The sequence below is a fragment of the Paracoccus sp. TOH genome, from assembly GCF_030388245.1.
In the GTDB taxonomy this organism is placed as follows: Bacteria; Pseudomonadota; Alphaproteobacteria; order Rhodobacterales; family Rhodobacteraceae; genus Paracoccus; species Paracoccus simplex.
In genome coordinates this window covers 42590-58397 of the sequence record NZ_CP098364.1, presented here as the reverse complement: position 1 = coordinate 58397, position 15808 = coordinate 42590, and the positions used below count along the sequence as shown (strand labels likewise).

Annotated in this window: 15 protein-coding genes; 5 read left to right on the top strand and 10 right to left on the bottom strand. The window is 68.6% G+C overall.

The features are described from left to right. Positions 1 to 10 precede the first annotated feature (10 nt). Positions 11 to 1003, bottom strand: a complete 993-nt coding sequence (locus NBE95_RS21825) for a TRAP transporter substrate-binding protein (protein WP_289896896.1) — start codon at positions 1001 to 1003, stop codon at positions 11 to 13. Between the two features lie 106 nt (positions 1004 to 1109). Between NBE95_RS21825 and NBE95_RS21820 the strand changes: the two genes are divergently transcribed. Beyond that, positions 1110 to 1865 (top strand): IclR family transcriptional regulator, encoded by a 756-nt coding sequence (locus NBE95_RS21820; protein ID WP_289896895.1) that lies wholly within the window; start codon positions 1110 to 1112, stop codon positions 1863 to 1865. Between the two features lie 138 nt (positions 1866 to 2003). On the opposite strand, the gene NBE95_RS21815 is transcribed toward NBE95_RS21820, so the two are convergent. Next, complete coding sequence (locus tag NBE95_RS21815) at positions 2004 to 3026, bottom strand: replication initiation protein (protein WP_289896894.1); 1023 nt, start codon at positions 3024 to 3026, stop codon at positions 2004 to 2006. Positions 3027 to 3644: 618 nt separating this feature from the next. Between NBE95_RS21815 and NBE95_RS21810 the strand changes: the two genes are divergently transcribed. Together NBE95_RS21810 and NBE95_RS21805 are read left to right on the top strand one after the other, a co-directional pair. Further along, positions 3645 to 4844 (top strand): AAA family ATPase, encoded by a 1200-nt coding sequence (locus NBE95_RS21810; RefSeq protein WP_289896893.1) that lies wholly within the window; start codon positions 3645 to 3647, stop codon positions 4842 to 4844. Beyond that, positions 4841 to 5806: a ParB/RepB/Spo0J family partition protein gene (locus tag NBE95_RS21805; protein WP_289896892.1), complete on the top strand. Its 966-nt coding sequence runs from the start codon at positions 4841 to 4843 to the stop codon at positions 5804 to 5806. The genes NBE95_RS21810 and NBE95_RS21805 overlap by 4 nt, the downstream gene beginning before the upstream one ends. Before the next feature lie 132 nt (positions 5807 to 5938). Here NBE95_RS21805 and NBE95_RS21800 read toward each other — a convergent pair whose 3' ends face one another. The 6 genes from NBE95_RS21800 to NBE95_RS21775 form a co-directional block, all read right to left on the bottom strand. Beyond that, positions 5939 to 6970 carry a tyrosine-type recombinase/integrase gene (locus NBE95_RS21800; RefSeq protein ID WP_289896891.1) on the bottom strand — a complete coding sequence of 344 codons (1032 nt, stop codon included), beginning with the start codon at positions 6968 to 6970 and terminating at the stop codon, positions 5939 to 5941. A gap of 383 nt (positions 6971 to 7353) precedes the next feature. Continuing rightward, on the bottom strand, positions 7354 to 8490 hold the full coding sequence (locus tag NBE95_RS21795) for an NAD-dependent epimerase/dehydratase family protein (protein WP_289896890.1): 1137 nt from the start codon (positions 8488 to 8490) through the stop codon (positions 7354 to 7356). Continuing rightward, the gene (locus tag NBE95_RS21790; protein ID WP_289896889.1) at positions 8490 to 8696 is read right to left on the bottom strand and encodes a hypothetical protein; all 207 of its coding nucleotides are present in this window, start codon (positions 8694 to 8696) and stop codon (positions 8490 to 8492) included. The genes NBE95_RS21795 and NBE95_RS21790 overlap by 1 nt, the downstream gene beginning before the upstream one ends. Continuing rightward, entirely contained in the window at positions 8693 to 9472 is a 780-nt protein-coding gene (locus NBE95_RS21785) for a glycosyltransferase family 2 protein (protein WP_289896888.1), read from the bottom strand. The genes NBE95_RS21790 and NBE95_RS21785 overlap by 4 nt, the downstream gene beginning before the upstream one ends. After that, positions 9469 to 11034, bottom strand: coding sequence for a glycosyltransferase family 39 protein (locus tag NBE95_RS21780; RefSeq protein WP_289896887.1), 1566 nt, complete (start codon positions 11032 to 11034; stop codon positions 9469 to 9471). The genes NBE95_RS21785 and NBE95_RS21780 overlap by 4 nt, the downstream gene beginning before the upstream one ends. Beyond that, positions 11031 to 11312, bottom strand: a complete 282-nt coding sequence (locus NBE95_RS21775; RefSeq protein WP_289896886.1) for a lipid-A-disaccharide synthase N-terminal domain-containing protein — start codon at positions 11310 to 11312, stop codon at positions 11031 to 11033. Before NBE95_RS21775 ends, NBE95_RS21780 begins: the two co-directional genes overlap by 4 nt. Before the next feature lie 100 nt (positions 11313 to 11412). Here NBE95_RS21775 and NBE95_RS21770 point away from each other — a divergent pair, with 100 nt between their 5' ends. Together NBE95_RS21770 and NBE95_RS21765 are read left to right on the top strand one after the other, a co-directional pair. Continuing rightward, positions 11413 to 12072 (top strand): response regulator transcription factor, encoded by a 660-nt coding sequence (locus NBE95_RS21770; protein WP_289896885.1) that lies wholly within the window; start codon positions 11413 to 11415, stop codon positions 12070 to 12072. Beyond that, on the top strand, positions 12072 to 13400 hold the full coding sequence (locus NBE95_RS21765) for an ATP-binding protein (RefSeq protein ID WP_289896884.1): 1329 nt from the start codon (positions 12072 to 12074) through the stop codon (positions 13398 to 13400). Before NBE95_RS21770 ends, NBE95_RS21765 begins: the two co-directional genes overlap by 1 nt. Positions 13401 to 13634: 234 nt before the next feature. Here NBE95_RS21765 and NBE95_RS21760 read toward each other — a convergent pair whose 3' ends face one another. Continuing rightward, a complete protein-coding gene (locus tag NBE95_RS21760) occupies positions 13635 to 15056 on the bottom strand; it encodes an ATP-binding protein (RefSeq protein ID WP_289896883.1) in 1422 nt (473 codons plus the stop codon). After that, a complete protein-coding gene (locus NBE95_RS21755; protein WP_289896882.1) occupies positions 15053 to 15733 on the bottom strand; it encodes a response regulator transcription factor in 681 nt (226 codons plus the stop codon). Before NBE95_RS21755 ends, NBE95_RS21760 begins: the two co-directional genes overlap by 4 nt. Between the last annotated feature and the right edge of the window lie 75 nt (positions 15734 to 15808).

Below are 15808 nucleotides of genomic sequence, written 5' to 3'. Positions count from 1 at the left end.
CGCGCCGGCGCTATTGTGCGGCCGGGGCCAGCTTTTCCGCCGCCGCCGCGAAATCGGCGATCAGCGGATCGGCGGCCTTGTATTTCTCGACCACCGGGGCGAAGGCGGCCTGCAGCTCGGCCCTGAACGCATCCGACGGGGTCACGACCGGGATATCCAGCTCGGCCAGATGCACCTTGATCTGCTCGTCCAACGCCTTGACCGCCATCACCTGCGGCTCGACGATCTCGTCGGCGGCCTGGCGCATGATCTGCTGCTGTTCGGGCGTCAGCGAATTGAACTTCATCTGGTTGACCAGCAGGAAACTCGGCCAGAAGTAATGGCCGGTCAGCGTCACGCCCTTGGCGATTTCGTAGTATTTCTCACTCTCGATCGAGGTCAGGTTGATCTCGACCGCGTCCAGCGTGCCGGTTTCCAGCGCCGAATAGACCTCGCCATAGGCCATCGGCGTCGGGTTCACGCCCACGGCCTGCCAGGCATCCAGAAACATCCGGTTGGGGGCGACGCGGGTCTTCTTGTGATGCATGTCGGCCAGGCTTTCGACCGGCGCGCCGACGGTCAGGAAATGGCGTTGCCCGCCGTCATAGACCCCCAGGGCGACCATCATGTGGTTTTCCAGCCGATCCATGATCGCCCGCGCCTCGGGGGTTTTCGCCATGGCGGCGAAGCCTTCGTAATCGGGGATCAGCCCCGGCAGCTGAAAGGCGTCGATCGACGGTTCCAGCGTCGAATAGGCCGAGGTCGAGTTCACCGTCATGTCGACGGTGCCGAACTGCACGCCCTCCATCAGCTCCTTCACGTCGCCCAGCTGGCGCGAGGGAAAGATCTCGATCTTGATGTCGCCATCCGACAGCCGCTCGACCGCCTCCTTGAAGCGCACGGCGGTATCGTGGATCGGATGCTGCTCGAATACGGCATGGCCCAGCCGCAGCGTGACGGGATCGGCCCAGGCCGCTGTCGAAAGCAGGCTTCCCATCAGGATCAGGGCGGCGGATTTCATCATGTTTCTCTCCTCCTGTGTTCCCTATCAGGGAACGCTGTTCTCATATTGACACGACAAAGCAAAGGCGTCAACACAGAGAGGAGAAGCAAATTCTTGGGGAAACACATTGGAAAAGGTCGAGACCGTCCGGGCCGCCGACACCTGCCTGCGCATTCTCGAACGTATCGCGTTCGCCGATTCGCCCGTGGGCGTGACCCAGATTTCCACTGATGTCGGCATCGCCAAGGGGGCCGCATTCAAGCATTTGCGCACGCTGATCGAACACGGCATGGTCGTTCAGGATCCGGCCACCTCGCATTACGCGCTGGGGCCGAAGCTGTGGCTGATGGCGCAGCAGGCGCCGGCCGGCGCAAGCCTGGCCGAACTGGCCCTGCCCCTGATGCGCGCCACCCGCGACGAATTAGGCATGGCCGTGGTGCTGAGCATTCCCGCCCCCCGTTCGGCCTTCATCCTGGCGACGGTCAGCAGCAACCAACCCATCGAGATCGGGGTGCGTCCCGGCAGCGAACTGAGCCTGCATTCCTCGGCCCAGGGCAAGGTTTTCCTGGCCTTCGGTTCCCCCGAACTGCTGGACACCCTGCCCGAGACCTTGCCGCAGGTAACCCCGAAAAGCCTCACCTCGAGAACGGCGCTGGCGGCGCAGCTCGACGGCATCCGCGCCGCCGGCTACGCGACCGCGCCCGAGGAATCGCTGCTGGGCATCAACGCCATCGCCGCGCCGATCCTGAGTCCGCAGAACCAGCTTCTCGGCAGCATCGGGTTGATCGCGTCGATCCAGCACCTGGGGGCGGCCCCGACCCCGCCGCAGCTCAAGGCCCTGTTCGCGCTGACCCGCGAGATCGGGCTGCTGGCCAGCCGATAGCGGCTTCGCCGATATCGGGAACCGCGGCGGGCAATCCGGACAGCCCACCCGATGCGGCAAGGCCCGGCACCTGCCGCCGACCCCGGCCGGAACACCATGGCCCGCCCGCATTTCCGGAAATTGCCAATTGGCAATTTTTCACAGCGGGTTCTTCTCGGCATAGCTGCGGAAGAAGGCCAGAAAGGCCCGGTCCGGGTCTTTGGCGGGATCCTTGCCCGCGCTCCAACTCCGCCATTCGCCCTCGACGAAATAGATGTCATAGCCCGGATGGCGCAGGCGCGCGGTCTCGTATGTCGAGCTTTGCAGGGCGGGGCCGCGGGCATCCAGCCATGCCGGCCGCGGCCGGGCGCCCTGCCCCGCCGAAATCTGCCCCGCCGAAACCTGCTCGGTGCGGCCCTCGGCCTTGACGCGCCGACCGACCTTGGAGAATTGCAGCGCCCGGTCAGCGGCGCCGCTGGCATCGCCGTCCTTGCGCCACCAGCGCATCTCGACATGGGTGACGGCACGGCCGGTCTTGATCGGCGCGATCTCGACCATGTAGTCGGAAAGCGCGTTCACCTCGGCCACGGCGGGATCGATCGCCCGCAGCTTGAGGTTCGACCAGGACGACAGCTTACCTTTCGGGACGCCCATGATGCCGCGCAGCGCCTCGAGCGTGAAGCGCTCGGACGCCTTCCAGCGCAGGTTTCCGCGCTTCTGCACCATCTCGTAAAGCGTCAGCGCGTATTTCGAGGACAATGCGAACATCACCTCGCGCTGCAGGCGGGCAAAGACCTGGCTATTGCGGATGATCTTGCGCAGCCGGGACGGGATCTCGTATTCCAGCAGCCCGTCGGCCCGGCCGCTTTCCAGGTTGCCGCCCAGCAGTTGCACCCGCTCGATGGCCGGCTCGCCGTCCCAGATCACCGCCACCTTGACGATGGCCGACATCAGCCGTTCCAGGCTTTCGCCCACCCGGTCGTTGGAATTGTGGCTGCCCCGCAGCGCCGATTTCGCGATGACATGGGTGACCGGCTTGTCGATGGCATCCCAGGCATTTTCCAGCAGCTGGTTATAGATCCGGCGGTCGTTCAGGGTCAGCGGCGTCACCTCGATCAGATCGACGAGCTCGCCCGGCTTGATCAGGCTGTCGGCATTCGGCCGCGCTTCCACTGTTTTCATCGCCGACTCGGCCATGTTCCCCTACCCCGTTTTCCTTACTTTTGTATCGGAAACGACGTAAGTTCTCAAGCGATCCGGCAAGGGCTGCGGGCGTTGCACCCAAAATGTAAGCAACGCCGCGCGCGGCTTGCCCAAGGTGATTCGCAGCCTGTTGCTTTCGTTGGCAATTTCCATGCACCGCGGCGCTTCTGCAATCCGCACCCGATCCGTAAGGTTTCGACCGCACCCGGGACGTAAGGCCATCCCGCCCGATCCGTAAGGCCAGCCATCCCGGGACGTAGCGCGAATCGTCCCCAAATGTAAGTACGCGGGCGATTTCGGCTTTTCAAGCAATGGCTTGCTGCAGACGAACCCTGAATCCATGAATCAGAAAATTCCGGAGGGTGGTTTATCCACAGGATTCCGGGAAAACCCATGTCCCGGTCGGTCGTTAACCTTACAGATTGGGATGATTCTCAGGGTCTGGCTTCCTTCCTGCGGCGCCGCCGGCCCAGGTTTGCCGTCCGGTGACAGATCACGGCGAACTTCCGGTTTTTGCGGAAACGGCGCTCAAAATCCGAACTTTACGAAATGCGCCGCTCTCGGCATAGTACCGCAAACGAGCAGAGAAGATATCCCATGAACCCCGTCGTTCCCCCCGTCACCCTCGAGGAGCTTTCGGTGCTCAGCCGCCGTGCCTCGACGGTCATCGAGCGCCTGCGCGAGCGGGTCTTTGCCCCCGGCACCCAGAAAAAGCTGGAGGTGCTGTTCAATGTCCGTTCCGCGGCGGAAATGGTCGGCCGCTCGGAAAAGGCGATCAGGGATGCCGAGGCCGATGGCAGGCTGCCCGAGCCGGCCAAGGATGCCGCCACCAACCGCCGCAACGGCTATACCCTGGCCGAGGTGAACCGGATGCGCGAGGTGTTCGGCACCAGCCCGCATCGTGCGCCCGAGGATCCGCCGCTGGTCATGGCGGTGCAGAACTTCAAGGGCGGCGTCGGGAAATCCACCCTGGTGGTGCATCTGGCGCAATATTTCGCGCTGAAGGGCTACCGGGTCTGCGTTATCGACTGCGACTCGCAAGCCTCGACCACGGCGGTTTTCGGCCTGAATCCCGATGTCGATGTCGATGAGGACGAGGATACGCTCTATCCCTTCCTGCAGCATGGCGGGCCCAAGACCCTGCATTACGCCCTGCGCGCCACCTATTGGCCCGGCATCGCGCTGATCCCCGCCAATCTGGGGCTTTACGACGCGGAATATGAGTTCGCGGCCCGCATGGCCCGGGATCCGGCCTTCATCCTGGACCGGCTGCGCGACGGGGTGGCCTCGATCGCGGATCAGTTCGACATCATCCTGCTGGATCCACCGCCGGCCCTGGGCATGCTGTCTCTATCGGTGCTGCGCGCCGCCAATGCGCTGCTGATCCCGGCGCCGCCGAACAATATCGACTTCGCCTCGACGGCGCATTTCCTGAAGATGATGGAATCCACCCTGGCCGAGCTGGCCCGGCATGGCGGCGCCCGCGAATACAGTTTCGTCAAGATCCTGACCTCCAAGATGAACGATCAGAAATCGGCGCATCAGGCGATCAAGCGGATGATGGATGCGGTTTTTCCGCAAGACATGCTGAACGCCTCGCTCAAGGATTCCGCCGAGATCGACAACGCCACCGCCAATCTGATGACCGTCTACGAGCTGACCGGACCGGCGACCCGGACCGAGACCCACAAGCGCTGCCGCGCCTATCTGGATGCGGTCGGGCGCGAGGTCGAACTGCTGATCCGCAAGACCTGGCCCAGCCATCACCGCCAGCTGCGCAAGGAGGGCCTGCTGTGAGCAAGCGCCATGATGCGATTTTCGACGACGTGCTGAAGGATCTGTCCGAACCCGCGGCCCTGGACAAGGGCGGCGCGCGGTTTCTCAAGCGGCAGAACGCGCTGACCGACAGTGGCGAACGCGAGGAAAAGGTGCTGCGCTGGGTCGATCCGGCCAGCTGCGTGATGTGGCAACGCCATAACCGCGCCTATGACCTGCTGTCCGAGGAGAACTGCCGCGACCTGATCGACAGCCTGAGGGCGCAGGGCCAGCAGGAGTTTCCCGCCATCGTGCGCCGGCTGCCGGCCGGGCAGGGGCCCGAATACGAGGTGATCTGCGGCGCGCGCCGCCATTTCGCGGTCAGCTGGCTGCGCGCCAACAACTACCCGCAGTTCCGCTATCTGATCGAGGTCCGCGACCTGACCGACGAAGAGGCCTTCCGCCTGGCCGATATCGAGAATCGCGACCGGGCCGATCTCAGCGATTACGAAAGGGCGCGGGACTACCTGCAAGCCCTGGAGCTTTATTACGGCGGCAAGCAGAAGGCGATGGCGACGCGGCTCGAGGTCTCCGAGGCCTGGCTCTCGCGCTATCTCTACCTGGCGCGGCTGCCGCGGCAGATCGTCGATGCCTGGCCGCAGATCACCGAGCTGAAAGAGCTGCATGCCCGCAGCCTGCGTCCGATGCTGCAGGATGCCGGGGACAAGCTGCTGGCAGAGGCGGCCGCCATCGCCGACCAGCAGGCCGCCGCGCGGGCCGGTCAGGCCGCGTTCATCGCCGTTCCGGCGGTGCTGGCCCGGCTGAAGGCGGTGGCCTATGGCCCGAAGCCGGCCCGCGAGGACGAGGTGATCGAGACCGGCGGCCGCAAGGGCAGGGTGACCGTCGCGCGGCGCGGCAGCAAGGTCCGGATCGAGTTCCGGCAGGACATTCCCGAGGACCAGTTGCGCACCGCCCTGGAGGATTACCTGCGGCGTCATGGCTGAAATTGCCAATTGGCAATTTTCTTCGGGGCGTGACGCGATGTGCCGGTCGGGGCGGCGTTGACGACCCGGCCAGCGGGTGCGAGGTCTGGTCCGGCGGACCGGCCACCTGCGCATGATCGGTGCGCCGGATGCCTAGCCCAGCAGATCGGCGGCGGGGTTCTCGGCGATCTCGACATCGGCGTAATAGCGCTGCGCCTGCTGGACCGAGCGATGCAGGCTCAGCTGCATGGCGGCGGCGAGCGGGGCGCCGTCCAGCGCCGCCTGGGTCAGGAAGCCGGCGCGCAACCCGTGCGGGCTGGCGAAATCCGGCGGGTAGCCGGCCAGAACCAGCCGGTGCCGGACGATCTCGCGCAGCCCGTCCGCCGACAGCCGCCGCTTCAGCACCCGGTCGGCCTGGCTGACCGGGCGGAACAGCGGTCCTTCGCTGATCCGGGCGGCGGCGATCCAGCGCATCACCGCGCGGGCGGCCCGGCCCTTCAGCGGCAGGCGCGGCGCCCGGTCCTGGCCGGTGGTTTTGGTCGCCAGCAGCCGGATGCGGATCAGCCCCTGTTCGGCAAATTCCCGGGCGTCGATATCGTCGTGGCTCAGCGCCACGATTTCCGAGCGCCTGCGGCCGCCGGAGGCCCAGCCCAGCATCAGGCAGGCGCGGTCGCGCATGCCGCGATGCGAATGGTCGCAGCTGGCCAGCATCGCCTCCAGAACCTCGCGGGTGATCGGGTTGTCCGACTTGCGATGCCGCGGCCGCGCGGCGGCCCGTCGGGCGCGGCCGCGCGCCTGAGCGATCAGCGGGCTTTCGAAGGGCGAGGCCAGGTTGCGCATACGGTGGAAGGCCCGCCACGAGGCGATGCGGCGGTCCAGGGTCGCCGGGGCAGGGCAGGCGAGGCTGCGGCGCAGCCCGGCGGCGATCAGCGCCTCGGCGGCGGCGCGGGCCGGTCCCTGGGCCTCGCTCAGGTCGGCGGCGTGGTCGAGCAGGAACCGCAGGGCGACGTCCTGGCGTTCGGGCCATTCCAGCGGCTGGCCGAAGGCGGCCTGTTTCCAGGCGGCGACATAGGCCAGGTCACGTTCCCAGGCGCGCAGGGTGTTTTCCGGCGTGCCGCGGCGCCAAAGATCGCTCAGCGCTTCGGCTTCGGCCGGCGGCAGGGCAGGGAGGGCCAGCAGATCCATGCCGGCATTCTGGGGCGGCCGGGCCGGATCGTCAAGACTCCCGATAAGCGGACCTTATCGCGGATGATGGGCAAAGATCCTTGAACCCCATGTAATCCGCATCATGGACGAATTTTGCCGATCGCTTGCTTTAACAGCAGAAAAACACTGGCAAGATCCCCGGCGGAACGCTTTCCGCCATATGCATCCGGCGGCGCTTCGCGGCCCGGTCTGGTCTGGTCTGGCACCGCAACGCGCCGATCTGGGCGACAGGCGGTTGTCGTGCCCGGAACCTCCGGATGGGCGGTTCCGGGCGGCCGTCAGGATGCCCACGCCCCTGTTGCCGGCGATGTCCTGTCGATGCCGACGGCCTGCAAGGCGACCTGCCGGCCGACCGTGCGCGGTCATGCGGGTTTCCGGTGCTCCGTCGCCCGACCGCTCGCCAGGGGATCGGCAAGCAGGTTCTGTTCCTGCCCGGTTTCGCAGGGCGGGGCATCGCATGTGTTCGTCCTGCGACAGGCCATTCCGGCGGCCTTCTGGTCGTAATGGCGCAGATACCAGTCGACGAAATCCTGCACGCCCTTGCGGATCTCGGTGCCGGGCGACAGCCCTGTCAATCGGTGCAGCGTCGAGGTATCGGCCCAGGTCGCGGGCACGTCGCCCGGCTGCATGGGCAGAAGCCTGCGGATCGCGGGCCGGCCGGTCGCCCGTTCGACCGCGGCGATCAGCTCGCCGAGCATCACCGGGTGAGAATTGCCGATATTGACGGCCCGCCACGGCGCCACCGGGGAAACGTCCTCATCCCGCTCGTCCCGCTCGTCGCCTTCCGGCGGCGGCGCGTCGATCAGGCCGCGGATCGCCGCGATCAGGTCGTCGACATGGGTGAAGTCGCGCTGCATCTCGCCGCGGTTGTAGACGTCGATCGGCTCGCCGCGAAGGATCGCCCGGGTGAACTTGAACAGCGCCATGTCGGGCCGGCCCCAGGGGCCGTAGACGGTGAAGAAGCGGAACATCGTCACCGGCAACCGGTAAAGATGGGCATAGGCATGGGCCATCGCCTCGGTGGCCTTCTTGGTCGCGGCATAGAAGGACATCGGATGGTCGGTCCGGTCGGTTTCGCGCCAAGGCATCCGCTCGTTGGGACCGTAGACCGACGAGGTAGAGGCCAGCAGCATGTGCCGGGGCGGCATCGCCCGCGCGGCCTCCAGCAGCTCGAAGGTTCCGACGATATTGCTGGAAAGATAGGCGCGCGGCTGGTCGATCGAATGCCGCACCCCGGCCTGCGCGGCCAGGTGGACGACGATCTCGGGGCGGTGGTCGCGGAACATGCGCTCCAGCAGGCCGGGGGTCTCGATGCTGTCGTTGACGACCGAGAAGGCCGGATCGGCCTCGAGGATTGCCTGGCGCTGCCGCTTCAGGGCGGGGTCGTAATAATCCGACAGGTTGTCGATGCCGGCCACGCTGAACCCGTCCGCCAGCAGGCGGCGGCAAAGGTGGAAGCCGATAAAGCCGGAACAGCCGGTGATCAGGGCGCGGCGCATCAGCTGGCTCCGAACCGGTCGCCGCCGCCGATGCGGCTGGGATGCGGCCAGTCGGCCGCTGCGCCATCCGCGGCCGGGTTTTGCCCGGCATCGACCTGCGCCACCCGTTCCGGCGACGGATCGACGCCCGTCGCCTCGCCGTTCTGCGCCAACAGGGCCGCATTCGCCAGCCCCGCATAGCCAGGCTTCGCCAGCGCGCTTCTCATGGCCGGGCCACGTCTTCGCGGCCGCGGGTGGCCGGCCGGTGCTGCGGCGGTTCGGGCGCGGCCAGTCCCCGGCGGCCCGAGCGGCGGATCAGCCAGGCCGCGCCCAGCAAGTCGGGAATGCCCACCAGCCCGCGCGCGAGGTTCGAGTATTTCGAGCGGCCGCTGCGGCGCGGGCGATGGGTGACGTCGACGGTCTCGACGCTCCAGCCCTCGCGCAGCATCATCGCGGGCATGAAGCGGTGGATGTGATCGAAGAAGGGCAGATCCAGATAGGCCTCGCGCCGGAACGCCTTGAGCCCGCAGCCGGAATCCCGCACCCCGTCGCGCAGCAGCGCGCCCCGGACGCCATTGGCGAAGCGCGAGGCCAGCCGTTTCGCCAGCCCGTCCTGCCGCACCGCCCGTTGGCCCTGCACCAGTCCCAGACTGGGCGCATCGGCCGCGAAGGGTGCAAGCAGCAGCGGGATCTGATCGGGCGGGTTCTGCCCATCGCCGTCCAGCGTCACGATCAGCGGCGCCCGGGCCAGCCGCACGCCGCTGCGGATCGCCGTGGATTGCCCGCGCGAACGGGGATGGCGGTGCAGGCGCAGGCGCGGCATCCGCGCCGCCAAAGCCTGCAGGATGCGGTCGGTGCCGTCGTCCGATCCGTCATCGACCACGATGATCTCATGGTCGCGGCCGGCCATCGCAGCGGCGATCTCGTGGATCAGCGGCTCGACGGCGACGGCCTCGTCGCGGACGGGGATGATCACCGAAACGTCGGGGAGCATGTCGTTCATCCGGGGTTCCTTTCAGCCGGAGGGGCGTCCGCCACGGACCAGATCCCGTAATCGCGATTGCGGAACAGGATCGTCTCGCGCGGAGGCCAGGACGGGGTGGCAAGGTCGGTCCGGCCGGCGATCAGCCCTTGCGGATGCCGCGCGGCCCAGGATCGCAGCGCGGCCGGGTCGAGCAGTTCGGCGACCGGCTCGGTCAGCCGGGCGGCAAAGTTGAACTCGGCATGATAGGGGGCGCCGGCAAAGGCCAGCCCGTCGGCGCGATGCGCCGCCAGCCGGGCGGCGATGGGGCCGGCGTCATAGACCCGCGCCGTGCGGGTGGTGCCGATCAGCAGGTTCGTGGCCAGCAGCAAACCCAGCGACAGGGTCATCGCCCCCGCTCCGCCCCGCCAGCGCATCGCCATCCAGCACAGGGCGGCGGCCAGCAGCGCCCAGGCCAGGAAGGTGCTGGCAGGATCGAAAAGCGTCCGCAACCGCAGCGGCAAGGCGCCGAAGCCTGCAGCCACCGCGGCCAGGCCGGCCAGACCGACGGCGATGATCGCCGGTTGCAAGGCGAATCCGGGGACGTTCCGCCCCAGCCGTGCCGCGATCAGCGCCAGCGCGGGCAGTTCCGGCACCAGGTAATGCAGTTGTTTGCCGCTCGTCAGGCTGAACAGCACCAGCGCCGCGCCGGTCCAGATCAGGCAAAGCCTCAGCCCGCGATCCTGCCGCCACGGGGTCCGCCAGCCCTCGCGCCATAAGCCCGGGCTCCAGAGCAGGGGAAAACCAAGCACCGGCAGCAGGGCCAGATACCACCACCAGGCCCGGGCATGGGCAAAGGATCCTGCCAACCGCCCGGCGCTTTGATGCCACAGGACGGCCTCGCGCCAGGCCGGGCCGCCAAGCACGGCCGCCGGCACCAGCCACAGCGCAACCAGCCCCAGCGCCACCGCGATCGCGAAACCCAGGCCTGCCGGAAGCTCGCGCCAGCGGATGCCGGTCCCGCTCCATAGCGGCAAAAGCAGCGCGGCCGGCAGCAGGTGGAACAGGATCACCGGCCCCTTGGTCAGCACGCCCAGGGCGATGGCGGCGCCGAAGCCGGCCCAGGTCTGCCAGCCGCCCGGCCTGGCGGCGTCCAGCGCGATCAGCCCGGCCAGAACCGCCACGGTCAGCGGCACGTCGAACATGGTCAGGCTGCCCGACAGGGCAAAGACCGCCAGCCCGGCAAGGGCCATGGCCGCGCGACCGGTCGCGTCCCGGTCCCCGGGCCAAAGCCGATGCGCCAGCCGCGCGACCAGCCAGATGGCCAGGCAGGCGAAAGCCGGCCCGACCAGCCGGGCGGCGAAGCCGCTGACGCCGGTCGCCAGCCAGACGAGGTTGATCGCCCAGAACAAGAGCGGCGGCTTGTCGCTGTAAAGCGCGAAGTTCTTGCTGGGCACCAGCCAGTTGCCGGTGCTGTGCATCTCCCACGCGACGGCCAGATAGCGGGTCTCGTCGATGGGGACCGGCGGGCGCAACAGCAGCCCCAGCGCGGCCGTCAGCAGCAGGCAGCCCATGGCAAGGGCGACCGGATGACGGCGGATCATGCCGGCTTTCCCTGGCGCGTGCCGCGTCCGATCAGCATCAGGTTGCGGGTATAGATCACCAGGCCGCTTGCCTGCCCGACGGCGAAAACCGGGTCGCGCCGCCAGATCGCATAGGCAAGCAGCGTCGCCCCGCCGGCAAGGCTGAACCACCAGAACGCCAAGGGCACGACGCTGCGGCGGGCGCGCTCGCTCGCGATCCATTGCACCAGAAAGCGCGAGGTGAAAAGAAGCTGGCCGAGGAAACCGATCCCGAGCCAGATGGTATTTGCCGTCATCATGCGTCATCCTTGTGCCGCCCGGCCGGTCCCGTGACGCGGGCGCTTTCGGCGCGTTTCCTGGGACGTCAAGATTACGGTTCGCTTACGAAGAGAGGCGCGGATGAGATTGCTAGCTGTCGAGGACGAGCCGGATCTGGCCGAAGCCATCGGCGCTTATCTGCGCGCGGCCGGCCATGCCATCGATCTTGCCGGCAGCGCCGAGGACGCGGCGGCGGCGCTGGCGGCGACCGATTACGACCTGGTGCTTCTGGACCTGGGACTGCCGGATGGCGACGGGCTGGCGCTGTTGCGCGATCTGCGCGGACGCGGCGCGCGCGTGCCGGTGCTGGTCGTGACCGCCCGCGACCGCATCACCGAAAGGATCGCCGGGCTCGAGGCCGGTGCGGATGACTATCTGGTCAAGCCCTATGACCTGGACGAGATGCATGCCCGCATCCTGGCCATCCATCGCCGTGCCGCCGGCACGGCCGAGGTCGAGCGGCGCTTCGGCCGGCTGACGGTCCTGCCCGAGCGGCGTCAGGTGCTGCTGGACGGCCGGCCGGTCCACCTGACCCTGCGCGAATGGGCGCTGATCGAGCGGCTCAGCCGGCGTCCCGACATGACCACCAGCCGCGCGCAGATGGAAGACGCGCTCTACGGTTTCGGCGACGAGGTGGAAAGCAACGCCATCGAGGTGCATGTCAGCCGGCTGCGCGCCAAGCTGGGGCGGGATGCCATCGTGACCGAGCGCGGCTTCGGCTATCGCATGGGGCGGGCCTGATGCGGCGCGCCAGCCTGTCGCGGCGCGTCGCGCTGTTCACCACGCTGGGCCTCGCGGCGGTCTGGGCGGGGGCGGTGCTGATGATGTCGGCGGTGCTCCGGTCCGAACAGGACGAGCTTTTCGACCAGCAGCTTGTCCAGACGGCGCATGTGCTGCTGCCGCTGGTGGAGCAGATGCAGGCGCAGGACATCCCGGTCGAGGTGCCGCAGCCCGCGATCTCGATGGACGAGGCGCTGGTCTATCGCCTGGTCGCGCGGGACGGCCGGGTGCTGTGGCAATCGGAACTGGCCGGCCGGGCGACCTTGCCCGACGCCGCCGGCCTGACGCCCGGCCGCGTGGTTCCCGCGCCGGGTTACCGGCTTTATGCCACGCCCTTCGACGCCGCCGGCCACGCCTTGCAGATCGCTGCGCCTCTGGCCGAGCGGCGCGAGGCCTTCCGCGAAGGGATGACCAGCTTTCTGCTGCCGATGGTCGCGCTGTTGCCGCTGACCTGGCTGATCGTCGGCTGGATCTCGCGGCGGTCGCTGGCGCCGCTGCGCGAACTGGGAGCCGAGATCGCGGCCCGCGACGGCAGCCGCCTCGACATGATCGACGCCGGCGACTGGCCCGACGACCTGGTGCAGATCGCCGGCGTGGTCAACGGTTTCATCGCCCGGCTGTCGCAGGCGCTGGAGGCCGAGCGCGCCTTCGCCACCAATGCCGCGCATGAATTGCGCACCCCCGTCGCCATCGCCCTGGCCCAGGCTCAGCAATTGCGCGAGACCGCGACCGCGCCAGAGCAGGTCGCCCGCCTCGACGCGCTGGAGCGTGCCTTGCAGCGGATGCGGCGGCTGGTGGCGCGGCTGCTGCAACTGGCCCGTGCCGATGCCGGCCTTGGCGACTCCGCGGAAGTCCATGACCTGGCGGCCCTGACCCGGCTGGTCCTTGCCGAACGGGCGCGGTCGGACACCGCCCGGCTGGCGGTCGACCTGCCCTCCGGCCCGGTCATGGCGCGCATCGACCCGGATGCCTTTGCCATCGTGCTGTCGAACCTGATCGACAACGCCTTGCAGCACAGCCCGCCCGACAGCCCGGTCCGGCTGCACCTGTGGCAAGGCGCCGTGCTTGAGGTCGCGAACGAGGGCGCGGCCGTCGCCGCCGCCGACCTGGCCGGGCTGACTCTGCGCTTCGCCCGGCACCGGGGGGACGGGTTCGGCCTGGGCCTGCATATTTGCCAGCAGATCGTTTCGGCGGCCGAAGGCAAGCTCGAGTTCATCTCGCCCGCCCCTGCCCGCCGGGACGGTTTCGTGGTGCGCGTCACCCTGTCGCCGGCGGTCGGGAACCCCTAGCCGCAAGCCGGGATCGGGCCGTGCCCCGATCCGGCCCGGCCGCGACAGCAGGGCCGCCGCCGTCCGTCCGGGCTTTCCCCAAAGGCGGGTCGATCCGGCGGCGCGACAGCGACCTTGCCGGCGGTTTTTCCACGACCCGCGGCGGCATCGGCGGCATCCGGGCGGGTGTCGAGGGCCGCCGGGATGGCCACCCGCGCCAAGCCCGGACGGACGGCGGCGTCGCATCCTGCCCCGTCACCCGCCGCTTTGCTTCCCTGCGGCGGGCCGGTTCCACCACAGCTCGCGGGGTGCGGACCGGGCCCGGCCCGGCAGGATGATTTCGGCCTGTTCGCCGCCGCCGTCGCGGGGCGAAAGGCGCAGCTCGCCGCCCATCGCCTTGACGGCCGCGGCGACGATGGACAGGCCCAGCCCGCTGCCGCCGCCCGAGGGGCTGGCCGCGCCGCGATAGAAACGCTCGGTGACATGGGGACGGTCGGCCTCGGCGATGCCGGGGCCGCGATCCAGCACGCTGAAGCGCACCGCCTCGCCCGCGCGCATCAGCCGCGCGTCAACGGCGGCCCCGGCGGGCGAGGCGAGGATGGCGTTTTCCAGCAGGTTGCGCAGCGCCGGCGCCAACAGGGCCGCCTGGGTGGTGCGCCATTCCGCCTGGCCGGTTTCCAGCCGCAGCGCGACGCCGCGCGCCTGCGCCAGCCCGGCGAGTTCGTCGGCCACCTCGGCAAGGATGCGCGCGCCGTCCTGCGGATGCGGCTGCGCCGCGTCGATGGCGTTTTCGGCCGCGGTCATGTCCAGAAGCTGCCGCACCATGCGGTCGGTGCGATCGACGCCCCGCGCGATCTGCGCCAGCGCCCGTCCGCGCGTCGCCGCGTCGGGGGCCAGCGTCGCGACCTGGGCCTGGGTCTTCAGCCCGGCCAGCGGCGTCTTCAGCTCATGCGCGGCGAAGGCGGTGAAGCTGCGCTCGCGCTCGCGCAGCCCCTCGACGCGGTGGAACAGGCCGTTCAGCGCCTCGATCATCGGGCGCAGTTCCGAAGGCGCGCTGCCCTCCTTCAACGGGCTGAGATCGGTCGCGGGGCGGCGCGACAGCGCCTGGGCCAGCCGGTCCAGCGGCGCCAGCCCGCCGCGCACCGCCAGCCAGATCAGCGCCGCCAGCAGCGGCAGGATCAGCATGGCCGGGGCCAGCAGCCCCATCACCACGCCATGCACCAGCCGGTCGCGGATGAAACGCGCATCGCCGACCATGACCCGGATGCCCAGGTCCGCGTCGACATGGGTATAGACGCGCCAGACCTCGCCATCGACCTCGCGTTCGCTGAAGCCTTGCTGCTCGGCCAACTGGCCAGAGGGCGCGCCGTCGGATTCGCTTTTCAACCGGCCGTCGAACCCCCAGACCTGGCAGATGAGCTGGCGGGCGAAGTCATGACGCCCGGTATCGGGCAGGGCCGGCGCCTCATCGACCAGCGCCGCCGCGTCGGGGCCGGCGATGCCGCCGTTGCGGCGGATCAGCGAGGCGACCATCTGCGCCGATTCCTGCAGCCGCCGGTCCAGCACATGGCCAAGCTCGGTGCGGGTCGAATGCTGGATCCAGACCACGGCGGACAGCCAGATCACCCCGGTCGCGGCCAGCAGGATGACGAACAGCCGCCTGCGGATCGAATTCATCCTGCTTCCCCCTTCTTGGCGGGATTCCCCAGCCGGTAGCCGGCCCCGCGCACCGTTTCGATGAAGGCCGTGCCGAGCTTGGCGCGGAGCTTGTGAATATGGACCTCGACCGTGTTGCTCTCGACCTCACCCTGCCAGCCATAGAGCCGCTCTTCGAGGACGGATTTGGCCAGGATGGCGCCGGGATGCTCGATCAGGGCCTGGAGGATGGTGAACTCCCGGCGCGAGAACGGAATGGCGTCGCCGTTCCGCCTGCCGCGCATGGTGGCCGGATCAAGCGCCAGCCCGTTCCATTCCATCACCGCCGAGGCGCGGCCTTCCTGCCGGCGCAGCATGGCGCGCAGCCGGGCGGCCAGTTCCGCAAGGTCGAAGGGCTTGCCCAGGTAATCGTCGGCGCCGGCATCCAGGCCGCAGACCCTGTCGCGCACCTGATCGCGGGCCGTCAGCAGCAGGACCGGAATCCGCGATCCCGCGCCCCGAAGATCAGCCAGCAGCTCCAGCCCCGAACCGTCGGGCAGCATGATGTCCAGCACCATGCCCGCGAAGCCGCCGCCTTGCAGCGCGGCGCGGGCATCGGCCAGGGTGGCGACGGTATCGACCGTGAACCCCGACAGGCGCAATCCGACGCCAAGCCCGTCGGACAGGACCGGATCGTCCTCGACAATCAGCAAGCGCATGGATGTGTTTCCCCGTATTCCGCGACGATCACGTTATCGTCGACAGAGCTTAAGCTGGGCTTAAGGTCGCGTCTT

Excerpts from the sequence above, each read along its gene's own strand:
- NBE95_RS21815 (WP_289896894.1), bottom strand. The coding sequence starts at position 3,026 with ATGAAAACAGTGGAAGCGCGGCCGAATGCCGACAGCCTGATCAAGCCG.
- NBE95_RS21765 (WP_289896884.1), top strand. The coding sequence starts at position 12,072 with ATGCGGCGCGCCAGCCTGTCGCGGCGCGTCGCGCTGTTCACCACGCTG.
- NBE95_RS21780 (WP_289896887.1), bottom strand. The coding sequence starts at position 11,034 with ATGATCCGCCGTCATCCGGTCGCCCTTGCCATGGGCTGCCTGCTGCTG.
- NBE95_RS21810 (WP_289896893.1), top strand. The coding sequence starts at position 3,645 with ATGAACCCCGTCGTTCCCCCCGTCACCCTCGAGGAGCTTTCGGTGCTC.
- NBE95_RS21795 (WP_289896890.1), bottom strand. The coding sequence starts at position 8,490 with ATGCGCCGCGCCCTGATCACCGGCTGTTCCGGCTTTATCGGCTTCCAC.
- NBE95_RS21775 (WP_289896886.1), bottom strand. The coding sequence starts at position 11,312 with ATGATGACGGCAAATACCATCTGGCTCGGGATCGGTTTCCTCGGCCAG.
- NBE95_RS21825 (WP_289896896.1), bottom strand. The coding sequence starts at position 1,003 with ATGATGAAATCCGCCGCCCTGATCCTGATGGGAAGCCTGCTTTCGACA.
- NBE95_RS21790 (WP_289896889.1), bottom strand. The coding sequence starts at position 8,696 with ATGAGAAGCGCGCTGGCGAAGCCTGGCTATGCGGGGCTGGCGAATGCG.
- NBE95_RS21800 (WP_289896891.1), bottom strand. The coding sequence starts at position 6,970 with ATGGATCTGCTGGCCCTCCCTGCCCTGCCGCCGGCCGAAGCCGAAGCG.
- NBE95_RS21770 (WP_289896885.1), top strand. The coding sequence starts at position 11,413 with ATGAGATTGCTAGCTGTCGAGGACGAGCCGGATCTGGCCGAAGCCATC.
- NBE95_RS21785 (WP_289896888.1), bottom strand. The coding sequence starts at position 9,472 with ATGAACGACATGCTCCCCGACGTTTCGGTGATCATCCCCGTCCGCGAC.
- NBE95_RS21760 (WP_289896883.1), bottom strand. The coding sequence starts at position 15,056 with ATGAATTCGATCCGCAGGCGGCTGTTCGTCATCCTGCTGGCCGCGACC.
- NBE95_RS21755 (WP_289896882.1), bottom strand. The coding sequence starts at position 15,733 with ATGCGCTTGCTGATTGTCGAGGACGATCCGGTCCTGTCCGACGGGCTT.